The 16,695-nt window shown below is 67.1% G+C and carries 13 protein-coding genes; 6 read left to right on the top strand and 7 right to left on the bottom strand.

The window, feature by feature from the left end; all coding sequences use genetic code 11:
- Positions 1-34 precede the first annotated feature (34 nt).
- Positions 35-2,059 carry a trifolitoxin synthesis, TfuA gene (locus AC13EK_RS08375; RefSeq protein ID WP_069337968.1) on the top strand — a complete coding sequence of 675 codons (2,025 nt, stop codon included), beginning with the start codon at positions 35-37 and terminating at the stop codon, positions 2,057-2,059.
- On the opposite strand, the gene AC13EK_RS08370 is transcribed toward AC13EK_RS08375, so the two are convergent.
- The 7 genes from AC13EK_RS08370 to AC13EK_RS08340 all read right to left on the bottom strand — a co-directional run bounded on the left by AC13EK_RS08370 (position 2,046) and on the right by AC13EK_RS08340 (position 9,568).
- The gene (locus tag AC13EK_RS08370; RefSeq protein WP_069337969.1) at positions 2,046-2,738 is read right to left on the bottom strand and encodes a TfuA-like protein; all 693 of its coding nucleotides are present in this window, start codon (positions 2,736-2,738) and stop codon (positions 2,046-2,048) included. The two genes, AC13EK_RS08375 and AC13EK_RS08370, sit on opposite strands and share 14 nt — an antisense overlap.
- Complete coding sequence (locus tag AC13EK_RS08365) at positions 2,735-3,907, bottom strand: YcaO-like family protein (RefSeq protein WP_483022164.1); 1,173 nt, start codon at positions 3,905-3,907, stop codon at positions 2,735-2,737. Before AC13EK_RS08365 ends, AC13EK_RS08370 begins: the two co-directional genes overlap by 4 nt.
- A gap of 20 nt (positions 3,908-3,927) precedes the next feature.
- The gene (locus AC13EK_RS08360; protein WP_069337971.1) at positions 3,928-4,197 is read right to left on the bottom strand and encodes a hypothetical protein; all 270 of its coding nucleotides are present in this window, start codon (positions 4,195-4,197) and stop codon (positions 3,928-3,930) included.
- 106 nt (positions 4,198-4,303) lie between these two features.
- Entirely contained in the window at positions 4,304-4,618 is a 315-nt protein-coding gene (locus tag AC13EK_RS08355; RefSeq protein ID WP_004208507.1) for a hypothetical protein, read from the bottom strand.
- 61 nt (positions 4,619-4,679) lie between these two features.
- Complete coding sequence (locus tag AC13EK_RS08350) at positions 4,680-6,872, bottom strand: zinc metalloprotease (RefSeq protein WP_234792449.1); 2,193 nt, start codon at positions 6,870-6,872, stop codon at positions 4,680-4,682.
- Positions 6,873-6,968: 96 nt separating this feature from the next.
- Positions 6,969-8,294 (bottom strand): peptide MFS transporter, encoded by a 1,326-nt coding sequence (locus AC13EK_RS08345; protein WP_069337972.1) that lies wholly within the window; start codon positions 8,292-8,294, stop codon positions 6,969-6,971.
- On the bottom strand, positions 8,291-9,568 hold the full coding sequence (locus AC13EK_RS08340) for a metal-dependent hydrolase family protein (RefSeq protein WP_069337973.1): 1,278 nt from the start codon (positions 9,566-9,568) through the stop codon (positions 8,291-8,293). Before AC13EK_RS08340 ends, AC13EK_RS08345 begins: the two co-directional genes overlap by 4 nt.
- A 66-nt stretch (positions 9,569-9,634) precedes the next feature.
- Here AC13EK_RS08340 and AC13EK_RS08335 point away from each other — a divergent pair, with 66 nt between their 5' ends.
- The 5 genes from AC13EK_RS08335 to pdxR are packed head-to-tail and all read left to right on the top strand — an operon-like array spanning position 9,635 to position 16,653.
- Positions 9,635-11,797, top strand: a complete 2,163-nt coding sequence (locus AC13EK_RS08335) for a penicillin acylase family protein (protein ID WP_069337974.1) — start codon at positions 9,635-9,637, stop codon at positions 11,795-11,797.
- A gap of 9 nt (positions 11,798-11,806) precedes the next feature.
- Positions 11,807-13,171, top strand: coding sequence for an amidohydrolase family protein (locus AC13EK_RS08330; RefSeq protein ID WP_069337978.1), 1,365 nt, complete (start codon positions 11,807-11,809; stop codon positions 13,169-13,171).
- The gene (locus AC13EK_RS08325) at positions 13,168-14,292 is read left to right on the top strand and encodes a dipeptidase (RefSeq protein ID WP_069337975.1); all 1,125 of its coding nucleotides are present in this window, start codon (positions 13,168-13,170) and stop codon (positions 14,290-14,292) included. The genes AC13EK_RS08330 and AC13EK_RS08325 overlap by 4 nt, the downstream gene beginning before the upstream one ends.
- Positions 14,293-14,296: 4 nt before the next feature.
- Entirely contained in the window at positions 14,297-15,169 is an 873-nt protein-coding gene (locus AC13EK_RS08320) for an ROK family protein (RefSeq protein WP_069337976.1), read from the top strand.
- A gap of 11 nt (positions 15,170-15,180) precedes the next feature.
- On the top strand, positions 15,181-16,653 hold the full coding sequence (gene pdxR, locus AC13EK_RS08315; protein ID WP_277788236.1) for a MocR-like pyridoxine biosynthesis transcription factor PdxR: 1,473 nt from the start codon (positions 15,181-15,183) through the stop codon (positions 16,651-16,653).
- Positions 16,654-16,695: the final 42 nt, after the last annotated feature.

The following is a 16,695-nucleotide window of genomic DNA, read 5'->3' as shown; positions in this document are numbered from 1 at the left end:
GGCCCGGCACTGCAGGCCGCCAGCAATAAAGGGCATGATGGTGACAGCGGCTGGCGAGCTTCGGTTTCGCTTTCGATTGCTCGGCGATTTCCGCCTGATCGACGAGGCGGACGGACGCGACCATAGCCCGCGCAGCCGCAAGGCCTGTGCCCTGCTCGCCCATCTTGCGCTGGAGCCCGATCGCCGCGCCAGTCGCGACCGGCTGGTCGGCCTGTTGTGGAGCGACCGGGGCGAGGTGCAGGCGCGCGCCAGCCTGCGCCAGGCGCTGACCGACCTGCGTGCGCATCCGGCCGCCCCGCTCATCCAAATCGAACGACGTGACCTGCATCTGGCAGAGGGTGGCTTTTCCAGCGACCTGGGCGAGATACTGGCCTGCGCCGCCGCCAACGACCTGGCCGGGCTGGCCCGCGTCCTGGATGGCGCGGGCAGCGCGATACTGGATGGGCTGGAGGGGCTGGATCGCAGCTTCGACGACTGGCTGATGATCGAACGGCAACGCTGGCGCGAACGCATCGTCCAGGATGTGCTGCACGCTGTCGAGCGCAATGGCCAGGACGATCTGCTCGACCTGCGCCGGGCGATCCTGACCCAGTTGCAGCGGCTCGACACCGGCGATGAACGGATCGCCCGGCTCGGCATGGCGCTCGACCAGAAGGCCGGCGACCATGTCGCGCTCCACCGCCGCTACCGCCAGTTGGAGACCGGGCTGCAACGCGATCTGGATGCCCGCGTGTCGCCCGACACCGAAAGGCTGCTGCGCGAACTGACGACGGTCGGATCGGTCATCGCTCCCGCCCCGCGCGCGACCGCCGCGCCCGCCATCGCCACAATCCCGCAGGCCAATGTCGAGCCGCCGATTCTGGTGATCGCCCCGTTCAGCCTGATCGGCGATGGCGGCCCGGACGGCGCCCTGCTCACCAGTATCTGCCATGACGATCTGCAGACCGCCCTGGGCGGCATGCGCGACCTGCGCATCCTGTCGGTCGACGCGCCATCGGCCGAGCGGATGAAGGCGGCCGCCCCCGCCTCGATCGCCAGCTATGCGCTGGACGGGTCGGTCCGCGCCGACGGCGATGGCTGGCGCATCAACCTGCGCATGACGCGGATCGACAGCGGCTTCCTGGTCTGGACGCGCCAGTTGACCGTGCGCCAGGGCGAATTGCTCGCCGCGATCGACGATCTGGTCGCCCGGATCGCTGGCGCCATCCTGCCGGTGGTCGAACGCGATGTCGGCAAGCTGATGGAAGGACGCGTGCCCAGCGGGTCGGACGCCTATCCGCTCTATTTCACCGCCCGCGCCAAGACATTGGCGGCCGCCAGCCTGGCCGAGGTGCAGGAAGGTGCCGACCTGCTGGAGCGCGCTATCCTGCTGGAACCGCGCCTGACCAACGCCTATCTGCAACTGGCGCGCCTCTACAACACCGATTTCATGCAGTTGATGGCGGGCCATGACGCCGCGCCGCTGCGCGCCCGCGCCTTCGATCTCTGCACCCGTGCGGTCGCGCTGGAACCCACCCATGGCGGCGTGCAGTCGCGCCTCGCCTGGTGCTATTTGCGACGCGGCGACATGAAGCAGGCGATGCAGGGCTTCATGACCGCGCTCGACCTGACGCCCTTTCACGCCGACGGCATCAACGAGATCGGCTTTGGCCTCGTCCATCTGGGCGAGATGAAGGAAGCGCAGCGCCTGATCGCCCGCGCCTTCGAGCTGAACCCTTTCCCGTCGGACGAATATTTTTCCGATCTCGCGGTGCTCTATGCCCTGTCGGGCGAGCATGAGGCAGCGGAAACCCAGTTCGAGATCGGCCGCAATCGATCGATCCATTATCTGGCGGTGCGGGGCGCCAATCTGGGCATGCTGGGCGGCGCGAAGCAGGCCGCCCCGGTGATCGACGAACTGCGCCAGCGTTTCGCCAGCCTGTGGCAGGGCGATGGTCCGGCCCGCGACGCCGATCTGGTCGACACCATGATCCAGTTCCTGCCGCTGCAGGGGCCGGCCGAACGCAGCCTGTTCCTGACCGGGCTGGAACAGGCCGGATTGCGCATCACGCCGCGCTAATCTCCGCGCGCAGGCTGCGCAGGAAGAAGCTTTGCGGCGGCGGCGCGACACGCGGCGCGACCACCGGGCCCGCAATCGTCCGCAGCAACAACTCCGCATCCTCGCGCTTGAGGCTAAGCCCCTGATCGATCGGTGGCAGGTCGCGCCCGGTCGCCTGCCGGAAGGCGTCGCCGATCAGCGCCCAGCTGCGATCGCGGAAATTCATCCGCCGCGCCAGCCGCAGCAGCAGCGCGCGGTCGCCTGCCGCCATCTCCACCTGCGCAATCGCATGTTCGGCATCGACCAGCGCCAGCGTCATCGCGCGATGGCCCAATTCTGCCGGCGCATGACTGACCATCACCGCATCGTCCCGCTCAATCTGCCCCATCTCGTAAGCCTGCGCGATGGCGCCGATGCCCACCATGCCGAACGGCGCCAGTTCCGCCGCGCGCAATGCGCCCAGGCTGGCCGCGCCATAGACGGCGATCCCCTCGGCCATCACCTGGATGATTTCCTTGTGCCAGACCGATGGCGTGGTTTCGAACAGTCCGTCGATCAGGCCGATCGCGGCCGGTCGTTCGATCGCGGCGCGCAGCATGTCGCCGCGCCGCGCCGGCCCGCGCAACTCGACACCATCGGGCAAGGCCATCACGGAACCGCCCAGGCTCGGCCCGGCAAAGACAATCGCATGCAGACTCATGCCGGCTCCATCGCCGCTTGCATCGTGCCTGTGCGCGATGGCCGATCATGATCGCCAAAGGCCGGCACCAGCAGCTTCACCACATCGATGCCGAGGTCGGGCCGGGTCAGGTCATGACAGGCGACCGGCCCTGCCCCCACCATCGCACAGCGATCGAGCAGCCAGGCCAGATCATCCTCCGCCCCATCATGCGCCACGGAGGGAACCGCCGACCAGGGTCGGGTTGCCGGCGCGAAATCGAGCATCGCCAGCAGGAAGCCCTGCCGCTGCTGCCCGGCATCGCGATAGCGCGCCGGATCGATATCGTCGCGCGCACCGGCGATCAGCGCGGCACGGGTCTGCGCCGCCTCGCAAATGGCGCGGGCGAGTGCGACGCCGGCATCGGGATGACATCCCGCCCCCATTGCCGGCGGCAATTGCACGCTGCGGGCGGCGCCGCGTTCCGTGATGGCGCAGCCGATCACCGCCGCGCCGATCGGACCGGTCATGTCCCACAAGGACAACGCCAAGCCCGCGCGCCGCACCCGCGCGATCAGGCTGCGTCCCAGCCGATCGGTCACGCTGTCCAGATCGATCGCGCTCGCCCGGCGCGCGCGCAGCCCCCGTTCCAGCCAGCGAGCATGATCCTCGCGCTCGATCAGTTCGCACAGCGCCGAACAGCGCGCCTCGGCCGGGGTGTTGCCGGATGCCAGCCCATTGCTGTTGGGCCACAGATCGGGTTCGGCCGGCATGGTGAAATCCATCGTCACCAGCCCATGGGGTATCCGCATCGTCCGCCCGCTGAGCAGGTCGATCGCCTCGACCCAGCCGCGCGGTCGGACCGGATGAAAGGAAGCGCCCTGCTTGTCGGCACGCGCCATCTGACTCCAGAGCCGGGCTTCGCCGGCATCCGCAACACCATGGCTGCTGGCGGAGCAGGTTTCGGCATGATGCAGTTCGATCGCTTCCATCAGCGCGGAGACGCGCGCGGCATCGGGCGTCGCGCCCTTGCCCTGCGACACGGACAGCGACAGTGACAGGGGACGGACCGCCTGGAATACGGGGATGCCGATGCGGTCAAGGCCGGTCACGTCGGCCAGCCGCGTGACACCCAGCGCACGGGCCACAGGCATGATCCGTGCGAGGGTGTCGGCTGGACGGCGGGAGCGATGCGCCCCGCGCCGGAACATCTTCATGGGCGCGATCGGCCTCAGGCGAAGTCGGCCTTGCCGGACCCGATCTCGGCAAAATAGGCGCGGGTGGCGCGCTGCTGCCCCGGCAGGGCGACCGCATCCAGAACCGGACCATCGGTGAACAGGCCGGCTACGCCGGCGATCGCCGCCTTGGCATCATCGCTGTCATCATCGGCGGCCAGATAATGGACCTGCTCGACAAAGGCATAGCCAACGACCTTGTTCGGATCGGCCGGGTCGGTCAGCTTGATGACATAATTGGCGTCGGTGTCGTAGGATTCAGCCATATATACCCCCATAGTTCGTGACGGATCAAAAGTAGGTTGCGGGACCGTAATGACAAGCAGGGCGAGGACAATAAGGGAAACCCCTATCAACGCCGCACGGAGCATATCAGACATAAGCGAAGGGCTCGACTGAGCGCTTTACATACATGGCCTTGCCGTTCGGGCTGACCGACACGCCCCAATAGCATGCCTCGCCCATCCCTGGCTCGATCGAGATGCGCACATCCTTGCTCGGCAATTCCACTTGCACCGGATCATTGCCGGCCGGCAGACTGAGTTCCAGCGTGTGGGCGACGCCGATCTTGGCGCGGGTCTTCACATGGTCGAGCCAATGCACCAGCCGGTCGCCGATCGAGATACGGACGCTGTCATCCTTGAATCCCTGTTCGAGTGCGATGGTGATTTTGCGAAATTCCGACATTGTTGGTCCCCTTTCGGAATGATGGGGCGCACCGCCATGACAGGCGATGCGCCTGCATGGATCAGATACTGAGGCCGTTCGCCTTGAGGGCCAGCATGCGCTGCATGTCCTGGCCCAGGTTGAAGCCACCGATGACATCGCCCGCCCGCACCGCGTCGAAGCCCAGCCCCGTCTGGCGCAGCGCCGGGGCAATCCCGCCATCCAGCGCGCGGGCGAGCTTGCCCGCCTCGCGCAGGAACCGGGTATGGCCGACGGCATTGACGGCGGTATCGGCACTGCCCTCGGTCGCGATCGCCAACAGATGACGTGCTTCCTTGAGATCGGCTTCATAAACCTCGATGCGGCGGGCGGCAGCGACAGGGGCTTCACCGGGCCGTGCCCGCTCATCCACCTGCAGCAGCTTATATTCGTCGGCCAACGGGCCGGCGAGCGCGATCGCCGCCTGGCGCGCGAGCGGATGCTGGCGCATCCGCGTAGCCGCCCGCAGCGCATAGACCGCCGATTGAACGCCACGCGTGCCGTTGACGGCCAGCACCTGGCCGACTTCCGGGGTGAAGATATCCTGCGCCAGCCGCTCTTCCTCGCGGTTTTCGGGCGGCTCCACCTTCACCTCCAGCGGGTTGGAGATGACGGCCCGGCCGTCGACGACCAGCATCGCCTGGATGGTGTAGCGCCCCGGTTCGGCCATGTCCCAGCCATTGCGGCCGGCGCCGACCAGCACGCTGTCATAGAGCGCCTCACCCTGACCCAGGATGATTTCCAGGCTCTCGCCGCAATGGCGCGAATAGGGCGACCATTGGCGCGCGGGCCGACCATCCTTGCTGATGATCAGGGTCAGGCCTGCCCGTTCCGACAGGCGCGCCGCCGATGCCAGCTTGGGCCGGCCGCTACGGTTGACCAGTGCCATCTCGACCACCGGCGGCAACAGATAGGGCAGGCGATTGTCACGAGCATTGACCGACAGGGTCAGGCCGAACTCCTCATTGGGGTCCAACGCCACCTGCGAGAAGCCATGCTGGTCGAACCAGTCGGCATTGCCCATCTGCACGAAGCGTTCGGGGCCATGGCGCATGAACAGCAGTTCGGAATCGGAAAAGCGGAAGTCGAAATCGGCAAAGAAGGCCGCCTGGCCGCCCGCCACCGCATAGGGATAGTTCATGAAGCTGCGCGCTTCGGGATCGTCGGCCAGCGGAATCCAGGGCGTGCCCAGCGACTTCTGCCAGCTATGCGCCAGGTTGAAGGCATGGCCGACCTCATGCGCGGCGGTCCAGAAGCGCATCCGGCGGACCCAGGCGTCGGGATCGGCATCGCCTGCCGGCGGATGGGCGATGAAGGCGTCGGTAAAGATCGCCGTCCCCTGGCGATGGTTCGACCCGATATCGTCGAACATGATGCCGCCCAGGCTGCTGCCCTGCACATGGAGCGAGGCGAACAGCACCCACAGCGACCATTGCGGCTTGTCGGCAAAGCGCGACCAGTAGATCTGCATCGCATCATGCATTTCCTGGTCGGTCCAGCGCTGGTCGGCGCCGGCCGCACCGAGCGGGATGGCGCCATTGCCAGGCGCATCGCTGACGTTGAATCCCGCCCGCCGATAGACGGTGTCGAGGCTCAGCGTCTCGCTGGCCATGGTCGCGGGATGATTGGGATGGTCGTGCGTGCCGATTTCCGTCACGCGGGTCGCGCCGGCCACCGTGTCATATTCGAACTCGGCCGGACGGAAGCTCGAAGAGCTGAAAACATAGGTGCGCACGAAGCTCGCTGCGCCGCCGCCGCTGAAGGTCGCCTCCACCTTGCGCTGGGCGGCGAGCAGGCTCTTCGTCACCTTCAGGCTGATCTGGGTATGGGGGATGGCGCCGACCTGGCCATCCTTGAACCAGATCTGGCCGCTATAATGATTGGCCCCGGTCCGGGTCAGCGCCGCGACCCAGCTGACCACCGGTCCCAGCGGGCCGGCGCGCGTGCCGCTGACCGTCATCTGCGGATAGCGGCCATCGACGTCCAGCCGCAGCTCCTCGCGCGTGTAGAGCGTCAGCGCATTGATATCGTCATCGAAGCGATCGACCGCACCGGGCAGCGCGCGCGGCATCGGAAAGCGCGGCGAGCGCACGAAATTGTAGCGGCCGCTGGCCTGCACCAGCAGCGGCAGGTGCCGCACCGGCCGCAGCTTGGGGTCGATGTCGAAACCGGCCATGTCGGTATCGAGCGCGCTGTCGCCGTCAAAATCGGCGGGATCGAAATCGGCAGTCATCATTCCCTCCTGTCGGCGCGCGTCGGATGCCCGCGCTCGCAGCATGGGGAATGGCATGGCCAGTGTGAGGCCAGGCGTCGGTCGAACGTGAAAAAAGCGTCAATCCGACCGGAAAATCGCTTTCCGTAGCGTCAATATCAGGAAAATCGCACCACATCCCGCAGCGATCCCGGCATGCAGCAGCCAGAAGGCGGTCGCCGGCATGCGGGCGTAGAAGCCCCCCACCCAGCCGACCAGAATATTGCCAAGGAAGAAGACGAGATAATAGAGGCCGATCGCCAACCCGGCCTGGCGCGGCGGCGCGGCGCGGGTGAACAGCGCCAGGCTGACCGGCAATATATGGGCAAAACCGATGCCATTCAGCAGATGGAAGGCGATCGCCCAGCCCAGCCCCGTCCTGCCGTCCGCCCCCGCCAGCGCCGATCCCAGTGCCAGGCAGAGCATGCCCCCCGTCGCAAAGAGCGACCCGATCGTCAGCTTGGCAAGATCGCCGGGCTCGGGCCGATGGCGCGCATAGCGGCGATAGACGAAAGGCAGGCTGGCAAGGATGGTCAGGCCCAGCCCCGCATCAAGGGTGATGAGCCAGCTCGTCGGCACGCGTAGCCCGCCCAACGTCAGTTCCAGATGCGCGTCGCCCCAGATCAGATAGGCGTTGAATATCTGGTTGTTGGGCAGCAGCGTGATCGCCAGCAGCGGGATCAGCAGGACGATGCCCAGCAGGCCACGCAAATCCTGCCCGGTCATGCGCCCGCGTCCGTTCAATCTGGGGCGATAATCGTCAACCGGCAGATGCCTGCGTCCGGCGAGATAGATGATCGTGGCGATCCCCATACCAACCCCGGCGACGGCAAAGCCGACATGCCAGCCGCGCGTTTCCGCCAGCGTGCCGATCACCAGCGGCGCGGCGATCAGGCCGATATTAATGCCCAGATAATAAAGCTGGAACGCGCCATCGCGACGCGGGTCATCATGGCGATAGAGCGCGCCGATCTGGCTGGCGAGATTGCCCTTGAACAGGCCGCTGCCCAGCACCAGCAAGCCGAGCGCGGGCAGGAAGGCAGCCTGGACCGCCATCAGGAAATGGCCCGTCATCATCGTCAATGCGCCCAGCAGCACCGTGCGATGCCGGCCCAGCAGCCGGTCCGCGACCAGCCCGCCCAGGATCGGCGTCACATAGACGCTGGCGAAATAGGTGCCGACAATGGCGGAGGCGAGCGGCTGGCCGTCCAGCCCGCCATAGAGCTGGCGAAAGGCATCGAAGAAGAGCAGGCCGTCAGCCTGTCCCGGCTGCAGCAGATGCTTGACCAGATAGAGAGCCAGCAGCGATTGCATGCCATAATAGGAGAAACGCTCCCACGCTTCGGTGAACAGCAGATAGGCCAGGCCCCGCGGATGGCCCAGAAAAGCGCGATCGCCCCGGTTCATGGCTGCGCGCCCGGCCCCTTGTAGATGACGCCGTCCTTCATCACGAAGCCGACCTGGCGCAGCGCGACGATGCTGCGGGTCGGATCGCCCTCGACCGCGACCAGATCGGCGAGCAGGCCCGGCTTCACCGCGCCCAGCCGGTCGGCAAGGCCGAACAGCGCCGCATTGCCGCCGGTCGCGGCGACCAGCACGTCGCGGGGCGCCATGCCGGCGGCCGCCATCAGTTCTGCCTCACGGGCATTGTCGCCATGGGCGAACACGCCGACATCGCCGCCCAGGCAGATGGCGACGCCGGCGGCCCGCGCGCGATCCAACGCCTGGCGCGCCTGCGTCACCGCCGCCGGCGCCGGTTCCGCCCCGGTCCAGCCGCGATAGCGCGCGGTGGCATCGGACGCCGCCAGGGTCGGGCAATAACCGACGCCATGCGCCTTCATCAGCGCGAAGGTCGCGGCGCTGCCCTCATAGCCATGCTCGATCGTGTCGACCCCGGCCAGGATCGCCCGGCGCACCCCCTCGTCGGTGGCGGCATGGGCCGCGACCTTGCGCCCGGCGCTGTGCGCAGCCTCCACCGCTGCGGCCATTTCCGCCTGGGTGAAGGTCGGCCGGCTCGGCTCACCCTTGCCCCAGCGATAGTCGGCATAGAGTTTCACGACATCGGCGCCGGCCGCGATCTGTCGCCGCACCGCCGTCACCAGATCGGGGCCGCCGGCCTCCTCCGCGCCCAGCGGCACGACGACGCCCGGCTCGAACCCGCGCGGGCCATAGGCGCCCGGTGCCACCAGCGCGCGGGTCGCCACCAGCATGCGTGGTCCGGCGATGATCCCCTGCTCGATCGCCTGCTTGAGGCCGACATCGGCATAGCCAGCCCCTTCGGTGCCGAGATCGCGCACGGTGGTGAAACCCGCCATCAGCGTCGCCCGCGCCGACACCGTGGCTCGCACCGTGCGCAGCGCCAGCGGCTCGTGCAGCACCTGATCGTCCCAGCTTGTCTCGTTATAGGGGTGCAGGAAGAGGTGCGAATGGCCCTCGATCAGGCCGGGGAGCAGGGTCTTGCCGGGCAGCTCGATGACGGTCGCTCCGGCCGGCACCACGATCCCCGGTCCGGCCGCCTCGATCCGATTGCCGCGCACCAGCACCGCCCATCCGCGATGCGACGTCGCGCCGTCGAACACGGCATCGGGGCGCAGCAGATAGAGCGCCGGCGCGGCCTGCTCCGCCCCCGCCGGCATCGGCGCGACGAACAGAAAGGCCAGCAGGATCAAAAGCCTGTGCATCGATATCATCCCCCTTGACGGGAGGCTGCTTGCGCCGCCCCGCCCCCTTCATTACTCCCCCTCTCTATGACGAAATTCCTGCCGCGCGCCACCTCCCTTGCGGGGGCATTGGTCGCTCTTGCCGCCTGCCCTGCCCTTGCCCAATCGCCGACCGCGCTCTCGCCGGCCAAGGTCACCATCACCCGCGACCAGTGGGGCATCGCCCATGTCCATGGCGCAACCGATGCCGACGCCGTGTTCGGCATGGTTTATGCCCAGGCCGAAGACGACTTCAACCGGATCGAGACCAATTATCTGGTCAACTTGGGCCGCCTTGCCGAAGCCGAGGGCGAGAAGGCGATCTGGCAGGATCTGCGCCAGCGCCTGTTCATCGATCCTGCCCGGTTGCAGGCCGACTATGCCCGCAGCCCGGCCTGGCTCAAGAAGCTGATGCAGGCCTGGGCCGATGGCCTGAATTATTATCTTTCGACCCATCCGATGGTGAAGCCGCGGGTCATCACCCGGTTCGAACCCTGGATGGCGCTGAGCTTCACCGAAGGCAGCATCGGCGGCGATATCGAGCGGGTGCCGCTGACCCAGCTACAGGCCTTTTACGAGAAGAAGCCGGCGGCGCTGACCATGCTGGAACAGGGCCTCGCCTATCGCGAGCCGCAGGGATCGAACGGCTTCGCCATTGCGCCGTCGCGGACGGAAGGCGGCCATGCGCTGTTGATGATCAACCCGCACACCAGCTTCTTCTTCCGGTCCGAACTGCAGATGAGCAGCGACGAGGGACTGGACGCCTATGGCGCGGTCACCTGGGGCCAGTTCTTCATCTATCAGGGCTTCAACCGCCATATCGGCTGGATGCACACGTCGAGCGGCATCGACAATGTCGATGAATTTGCCGAGACGATCGTGCCGCAAGGCGATCGTCTCTTCTACCGCTATGGCAAGGAACTGCGCCCGGTCACCGAAAAGACCATCGCCATTTCCTACCGTACCGAAGACGGCAAGCTCGCCCAGCGCGCCTTCACCGGCTACTCCACCCATCACGGCCCGATCGTGCGGACCGAGGGCGACAAGTGGATCGCCTTCGCGCTGATGAACAAGCCGGTGCCGGCGCTGGAACAAAGCTATCTGCGCACCAAGACCAGCGACTATGCGAGCTTCCTCAAGGTCGCGGAGAATAAGGCGAACAGCAGCAACAACACGCTGCTGGCCGACGACAAGGGCGAGATCGCTTATCTCCACCCGCAATTCGTGCCGATCCGCGACGATCGCTTCGATTATACGAAGCCCGTGGACGGCAGCGATCCGGCGACCGACTGGCGCGGCCTGCATGACCTGTCCAGCCTGCCCCAGGCGGTAAACCCCAAGGGCGGCTGGGCGATGAACACCAATAACTGGCCCTGGACGGCGGCCGGCGCGGACAGCCCGAAGCGCGAGGCCTTTCCCCGCTACATGGACCAGGCCGGCGAGAATCCGCGCGGTCCCCATGCCCAGATCATGCTCTCGGCCAATGCGCATTTCACCCTCGATAGCCTGATCGGTGCGGCCTATGATCCCTATCTGACCGGCTTCGCCCGGCTGATGCCCGGCCTGATCGCGGCCCAGGACAGGGCGCCCGATCCGGCGCTGGCCGATGCGGTGCAGAGCCTGCGCGGCTGGAACTATAAATGGAGTCTGACCTCGACCCAGACCTCGCTCGCGGTCTTCTGGGGCGAGGCGCTGTGGAAGGCGGTGGCTCCGGCCGCCAAGGAAGCGGGCCTGTCGACCATGGACTATATGGCCACCCGCGCGACCGACGCGCAGAAGCTGGCGGCACTGCGCGAGGCGGTCGATCGACTGACTGCCGATTTCGGCACCATCGCCGTGCCCTGGGGCGAGATCAACCGCTATCAGCGCAATGACGGCGCGATCGTCCAGACGTTCGACGATGCCAAGCCCAGCACCCCCATTCCCTTCGCCTCGTCGCAATGGGGATCGCTCGCCGCCTTCGGTGCGGCGCGCTATCCGGGCACGAAGCGCTATTATGGCACCAAGGGCAACAGCTTCGTCGCGGCGGTCGAGTTCGGGCCGAAGGTCGTCGCCCGCGCGGTCAGCGCCGGCGGCGAGAGCGGCGATCCCCACTCGCCCCATTTCGCCGATCAGGTCGACCTCTATGCCAAGGGCGATCTGCGCCCGGTCTATTTCTACCCCGAAGACATCAAGGCCCATGCCGTGCGCACCTATCGGCCCGGCGAATAAGGATAGATGATGCACACCGCCCGCCTTGCCGCCCTGGTCGCCTGCGCCCTGCCCTTCGCCGCTTTTGCCCAGCCGCCCAAGCCGGCGGAGGAGGCGATACTCTATAGCGGTGCCACCATCATCGACGGCACCGGCGCCGCGCCGCGCGGCAATCAGGACATGCTGGTGCGCGGCGACCGGATCATCGCGCTGGCACCGCATGGCAGCCTGCCCGCCGCCGATGTCGCCGGCGCGAAGCAGGTCGATCTGGCCGGCCGCTATGTCATCCCCGGCCTGATCGACAGCCATGTCCATATGGCAACCCCGCCCAACGCCGTGCAGGCCAGGGCGATGCTGCGCCGCAATCTCTATGGCGGGGTGACGGCAGTGCGCGACATGGCCGACGATCTGCGCTCGGTCGGCGAACTGGCGCGCGAGGCGCGGATGGCGGAAATTCCGGCGCCCGACATCTATTATGCCGCGATCATGGCTGGGCGGCCCTTCTTCGCCGATCCGCGCGTCGCCGCCGCCAGCCAGGGGGTGACGCCCGGCACCGCGCCCTGGATGCAGGCGATCGACGACAGGACAGATCTCAAGGAAGCCATCACCCTGGCGCGCGGCACGTCGGCCAGCGCGATCAAGGTCTATGCCGATCTCACCCCGCGTCAGGTGAAAGCCGTGACCGCCGCCGCCCATCGCCAGCATATGCTGGTCTGGGCGCACAGTTCTGTCTTCCCCACTCGCCCGGCCGACGTGATCGCCGCCGGGCCGGATGCGATCAGCCATGTCTGCTATCTCGCCTATCAGCGCGAGCCGGTGATGCTGGCGGCCTATGAGGACCGGACGCCGGTGCATGAAAATCTGCTGGCGCCGGGCGATGATGATCCGGTGATGGCGGACCTGTTCCGCGCGATGCTGAAACAGGGCACGATCCTCGACGCGACCGGCGCGCTGTTCGTGAAATATGAGGCCAAGCGCAAGACCGATCCCAAGGCGAAGCCGCTGCGCTGCACCGGCGACCTCACCACCCGCCTCACCCGCCAGGCGTGGAAGATGGGTGTCCCCATCTCCACCGGCACCGACTTCGTTGGCGAGGCCGAGGATCCGTGGCCTGCCGTCCATGAGGAACTGCTCTTCCTGGCCCGCAATGTCGGCATGCCGCCGGTCGAGGTGATCCGGTCCGCCACGCTGGTCGGCGCGCAGGCAGCGGGACAGGGCAAGGAAATGGGCTCGATCGAACCGGGCAAGCTCGCCAATTTCGTGGTGCTGAAAAGCGATCCGGTCGCCGACATCGCCAATATCCAGACGATCGAGACGGTGGTGAAGCGCGGCAAGGCCTATGCCCGCACCGCCTATGTACCGGTGACGAAGGAAGAGATGGGGGACGACGAATGAAGCTGGATCGGCGCAATTTCATGGGGGTATCGGCCGCGATGCTGGCCGCCGGCAGTGCCCGCGCGGCGGGCGTGGACGCCGACCCGATCAAGGACATGATCGTCATAAATGCGCTCGGCGGCCTCGGCGATCCCAACCAGCCGGCCGATTCCCTCGTGCCGCAGTTCAGCCCACGCGTGCTGGCCGAAGCCCATGCCTCGGGCCTCACCGCCGTCAACATCACCATTGGCTATGTCTCCGGGTCCGACGACCCGTTCGTCCAGAGCGTGCGCGAAGTTGCAGAGACCGATGCGCAGGTGCGGGCCAATAGCCGCGACCTGATGAAGATCCTGACCGCCGCCGACATAAGCCGTGCCAAGGCGGAGGGGAAAGTGGGCCTGATCTACGGATTCCAGAATGGCGCGATGATGGGCCAGGATACCAGCCGGGTCGACATCTTCGCCAATCTGGGCGTGCGCATCTTCCAGCTGACCTACAACCCCGCCAACCAGTTGGGCGACGGATCGATGGCGCCGGGCAATCGCGGCCTCACCCCGTTCGGGCGCGAGGTTGTCGCGCGCTGCAATGCCCAGCGGGTGATGGTCGACCTGTCGCACAGCGGCGAGCAGACCTGCCTGGAGGCAGCGCGTATCTCGAAGCAGCCAATCTCGATCAACCACACCGGCTGCCGCGCGGTCACCAACCTGCCCCGCAACAAGACCGACGCGGAATTGAAGCTGGTGGCCGATCGCGGCGGCTTCATCGGCATCTATTTCATGCCCTTCCTCGACCTGTCCGGCCATGCCCGCGCGGAGCATGTCGTCGCCCATATCGACCATGCGGTGAATCTGTGCGGCGAGGATCATGTCGGCATTGGCACCGACGGCACGGTGACGCAGATCGACGACCTCAAGGCCTATGAGGCGGTGCTGGCCAAGGAAATCGCCGCGCGCCAGGCCGCCGGCATCAGCGCCAAGGGCGAACGGCCCGACACCTATCCCTTCGTCGTCGACCTGCGCGGCCCGGACCAGTTCCGCAAGCTCGCCGGGCTGCTGCGCGCCAAGGGCTATTCGACGGCCCGCATCGAGAAGATATTGGGCGGCAATTTCCTTGCCTATGCGCAAACCATCTGGGGAGCATGAACCGATGCTGGCAGGCGTAGAACTGGGCGGCACCAAATGCATCTGCATCCTGGGCACCGGGCCGGACGATATCCGGGCGCAGGTGGAAATTCCGACCACCACGCCTGCCGAGACCCTGTCGGCGGTGGCCGCGACCTTGGCCGGATGGGATTTCGCCGCGCTTGGCCTTGGCAGCTTCGGACCGCTTGATCTTGATCCGGCGTCGGCCAGTTACGGATCGATCGTAAGCACGCCCAAGCCGGGCTGGAGCGGAACGGACATCACCCACCTCGCGGCCGGACGCCCCTTCATGGTCGATACCGACGTCAATGGTGCGGCGCTGGCCGAAGGTCGCTGGGGCGCGGCGCAGGGGTTGACCAGCTGGGCCTATGTCACGGTCGGCACCGGCATCGGCGTGGGCAGCATCGTGTCCGGCATGCCCGTGCGCGGACTGGGCCATAGCGAGGCCGGGCATATGCGCGTCCCGCGCGCCGCCGGAGACATTTTTGCAGGCAATTGCCCCTTCCACGGCGATTGCCTGGAGGGACTGGCCAATGGTCCCGCGATCGAGGCGCGGACCGGCCAGCGCGGACGCGACGTGTCCGCTGATGATCCGCAATGGTCGTTCGTCGCCCATGCACTGGCGGCGATGTGCCATAACCTCGCGTTGACCAGCCTGCCCCAGCGTATCCTGATCGGCGGTGGCGTCGCCATGGGCCAGCCCCAGTTGATGCCCCTGATCCGCGATGGACTGACCGCCAGCCTGGCGGCCTATGGCGCGGCTGCGACGATCGCGTCGATGGACGACTATGTCGCCCACCCGGCACTGGGCGACCGCGCCGGGCCGCTCGGGACGATCGCCCTTGCCGACATGGCCCTGACGGCATCGCGCCGCTGATCGCCACGCGGATGCTGCGCCCCTGGACCCTGCCGCTCAAGGAACGGGTGCGGATCGCGCCAGACAGTCCGCGCTACATGCAGATCGCCCATGGGCTGATCCACGAGATCGAGCGCGGCCGGCTGTTGCCCGGCGAGTTCCTGCCAAGCAGCCGGGAACTGGCCGCCGCGCTGGAGGTCAATCGCAAGACCATCGTCACCGCCTATGAGGAACTGATCGCGCAGGGCTGGCTGGTGAGCGCGGGCACGCGCGGCACGATCGTTTCGACCTCCCTGCCCAGCAGCGACGATGCCCCTGCCCCGCCGATCGCCCCCGACACCCGCCAACCGGACGAGACCGAATATCCGTTCCTGGCCGCGCCCGACCGGCTGATCGCCATCCCGGCAGGCAAATGGCGCAAGCTGGACGAGGGCGTCGCCGACGGGCGCCTCTTCCCCGCCGACCTCCTCGCCCGCGCCTATCGCAAGGCGGCGGAGGGGGCATCGCGCGCCAATGCGCTCCACTATCGCGACCCGCGCGGGTCGCCCCGGCTGCGGCAGGAAATTGCCAGCATGTTGCGGCGCCAGCGCGGGCTGATGGTCGGCGCGGAAAATATCTGCATCACCCGCGGCAGCCAGATGGGCGTGTTCCTGACCGCGCGCATCCTGATCCGGCCGGGCGACGCGGTGCTGGTCGAACGGCTGACCTATGAGCCGGCGGTCGCTGCCTTCCGCGCCTGCGGCGCCAAGATCGTCACGGTCGGGCTGGACGAGGATGGCGTCGATGTCGCCGACGTTGAGCGCGCCTGCCGCAAGCATCGCGTCCGCGCCATCTTCGTGACGCCGCACCACCAGTTCCCGACCACCGTGTCGATGCGGCCCGAAAGGCGGCTGCGCCTGCTGGAACTGGCGCGGCAATTCGCCTTCGCGATCATCGAGGATGATTATGACCATGAGTTCCACTTCGGCGCGCAGCCGCTGCTGCCGATGGCGAGCTACGCCCCGGCGCGGGTGATCTATGCCGGGTCGATGTCCAAGCTGCTCGTGCCGGCGCTGCGCATCGGCTATATCGCCGCCGCACCCAAGGTCGTCGACGCGCTGGCCTATCAGATCTCGCTGATCGACGGCATGGGCAATACCGTGACGGAGGAGGCCGCCGCCGAACTGCTGGAGAGCGGCGAGGTGCGCCGCCATGTGCGCAAGACGGCGCAGATCTACGCCCGGCGGCGCGACGCCTTCGCGCGCAATCTTGACAGCGAAATGGACAGGTTGATCGACTATCGCCTGCCCGATGGCGGCCTCGCCTTCTGGTTGCAGTTCAAGGACATGGCGGCGCTCGACCGGCTGGAAGCGCGGGCGCCCGAGATCGGCCTGAGCTTCGCCTCCTCGCACAGCTATGCGGCCGAGGAAGGGACCGAGCGGGGGCTGCGCATCGGCTTCGCCAGCCTGACCGAGGAGGAGGCGAAAGAGGTGTTGCAGGCGCTGCGCAGCTGCGCCGAACCCTGATCCTTACTTGGACCCCTTCACTTTCCTGAATTGGATGTTTCG

The organism is Sphingobium sp. L-44 (assembly GCF_056859495.1).
Note: the sequence above shows the minus strand (reverse complement) of the source record. Positions and strands in the feature narration are given on the sequence as shown.

Excerpts from the sequence above, each read along its gene's own strand:
- AC13EK_RS08375 (WP_069337968.1), top strand. The coding sequence starts at position 35 with ATGATGGTGACAGCGGCTGGCGAGCTTCGGTTTCGCTTTCGATTGCTC.
- AC13EK_RS08370 (WP_069337969.1), bottom strand. The coding sequence starts at position 2,738 with ATGAGTCTGCATGCGATTGTCTTTGCCGGGCCGAGCCTGGGCGGTTCC.
- AC13EK_RS08365 (WP_483022164.1), bottom strand. The coding sequence starts at position 3,907 with ATGTTCCGGCGCGGGGCGCATCGCTCCCGCCGTCCAGCCGACACCCTC.
- AC13EK_RS08360 (WP_069337971.1), bottom strand. The coding sequence starts at position 4,197 with ATGGCTGAATCCTACGACACCGACGCCAATTATGTCATCAAGCTGACC.
- AC13EK_RS08355 (WP_004208507.1), bottom strand. The coding sequence starts at position 4,618 with ATGTCGGAATTTCGCAAAATCACCATCGCACTCGAACAGGGATTCAAG.
- AC13EK_RS08350 (WP_234792449.1), bottom strand. The coding sequence starts at position 6,872 with ATGATGACTGCCGATTTCGATCCCGCCGATTTTGACGGCGACAGCGCG.
- AC13EK_RS08345 (WP_069337972.1), bottom strand. The coding sequence starts at position 8,294 with ATGAACCGGGGCGATCGCGCTTTTCTGGGCCATCCGCGGGGCCTGGCC.
- AC13EK_RS08340 (WP_069337973.1), bottom strand. The coding sequence starts at position 9,568 with ATGCACAGGCTTTTGATCCTGCTGGCCTTTCTGTTCGTCGCGCCGATG.
- AC13EK_RS08335 (WP_069337974.1), top strand. The coding sequence starts at position 9,635 with ATGACGAAATTCCTGCCGCGCGCCACCTCCCTTGCGGGGGCATTGGTC.
- AC13EK_RS08330 (WP_069337978.1), top strand. The coding sequence starts at position 11,807 with ATGCACACCGCCCGCCTTGCCGCCCTGGTCGCCTGCGCCCTGCCCTTC.
- AC13EK_RS08325 (WP_069337975.1), top strand. The coding sequence starts at position 13,168 with ATGAAGCTGGATCGGCGCAATTTCATGGGGGTATCGGCCGCGATGCTG.
- AC13EK_RS08320 (WP_069337976.1), top strand. The coding sequence starts at position 14,297 with ATGCTGGCAGGCGTAGAACTGGGCGGCACCAAATGCATCTGCATCCTG.
- pdxR (WP_277788236.1), top strand. The coding sequence starts at position 15,181 with ATGCTGCGCCCCTGGACCCTGCCGCTCAAGGAACGGGTGCGGATCGCG.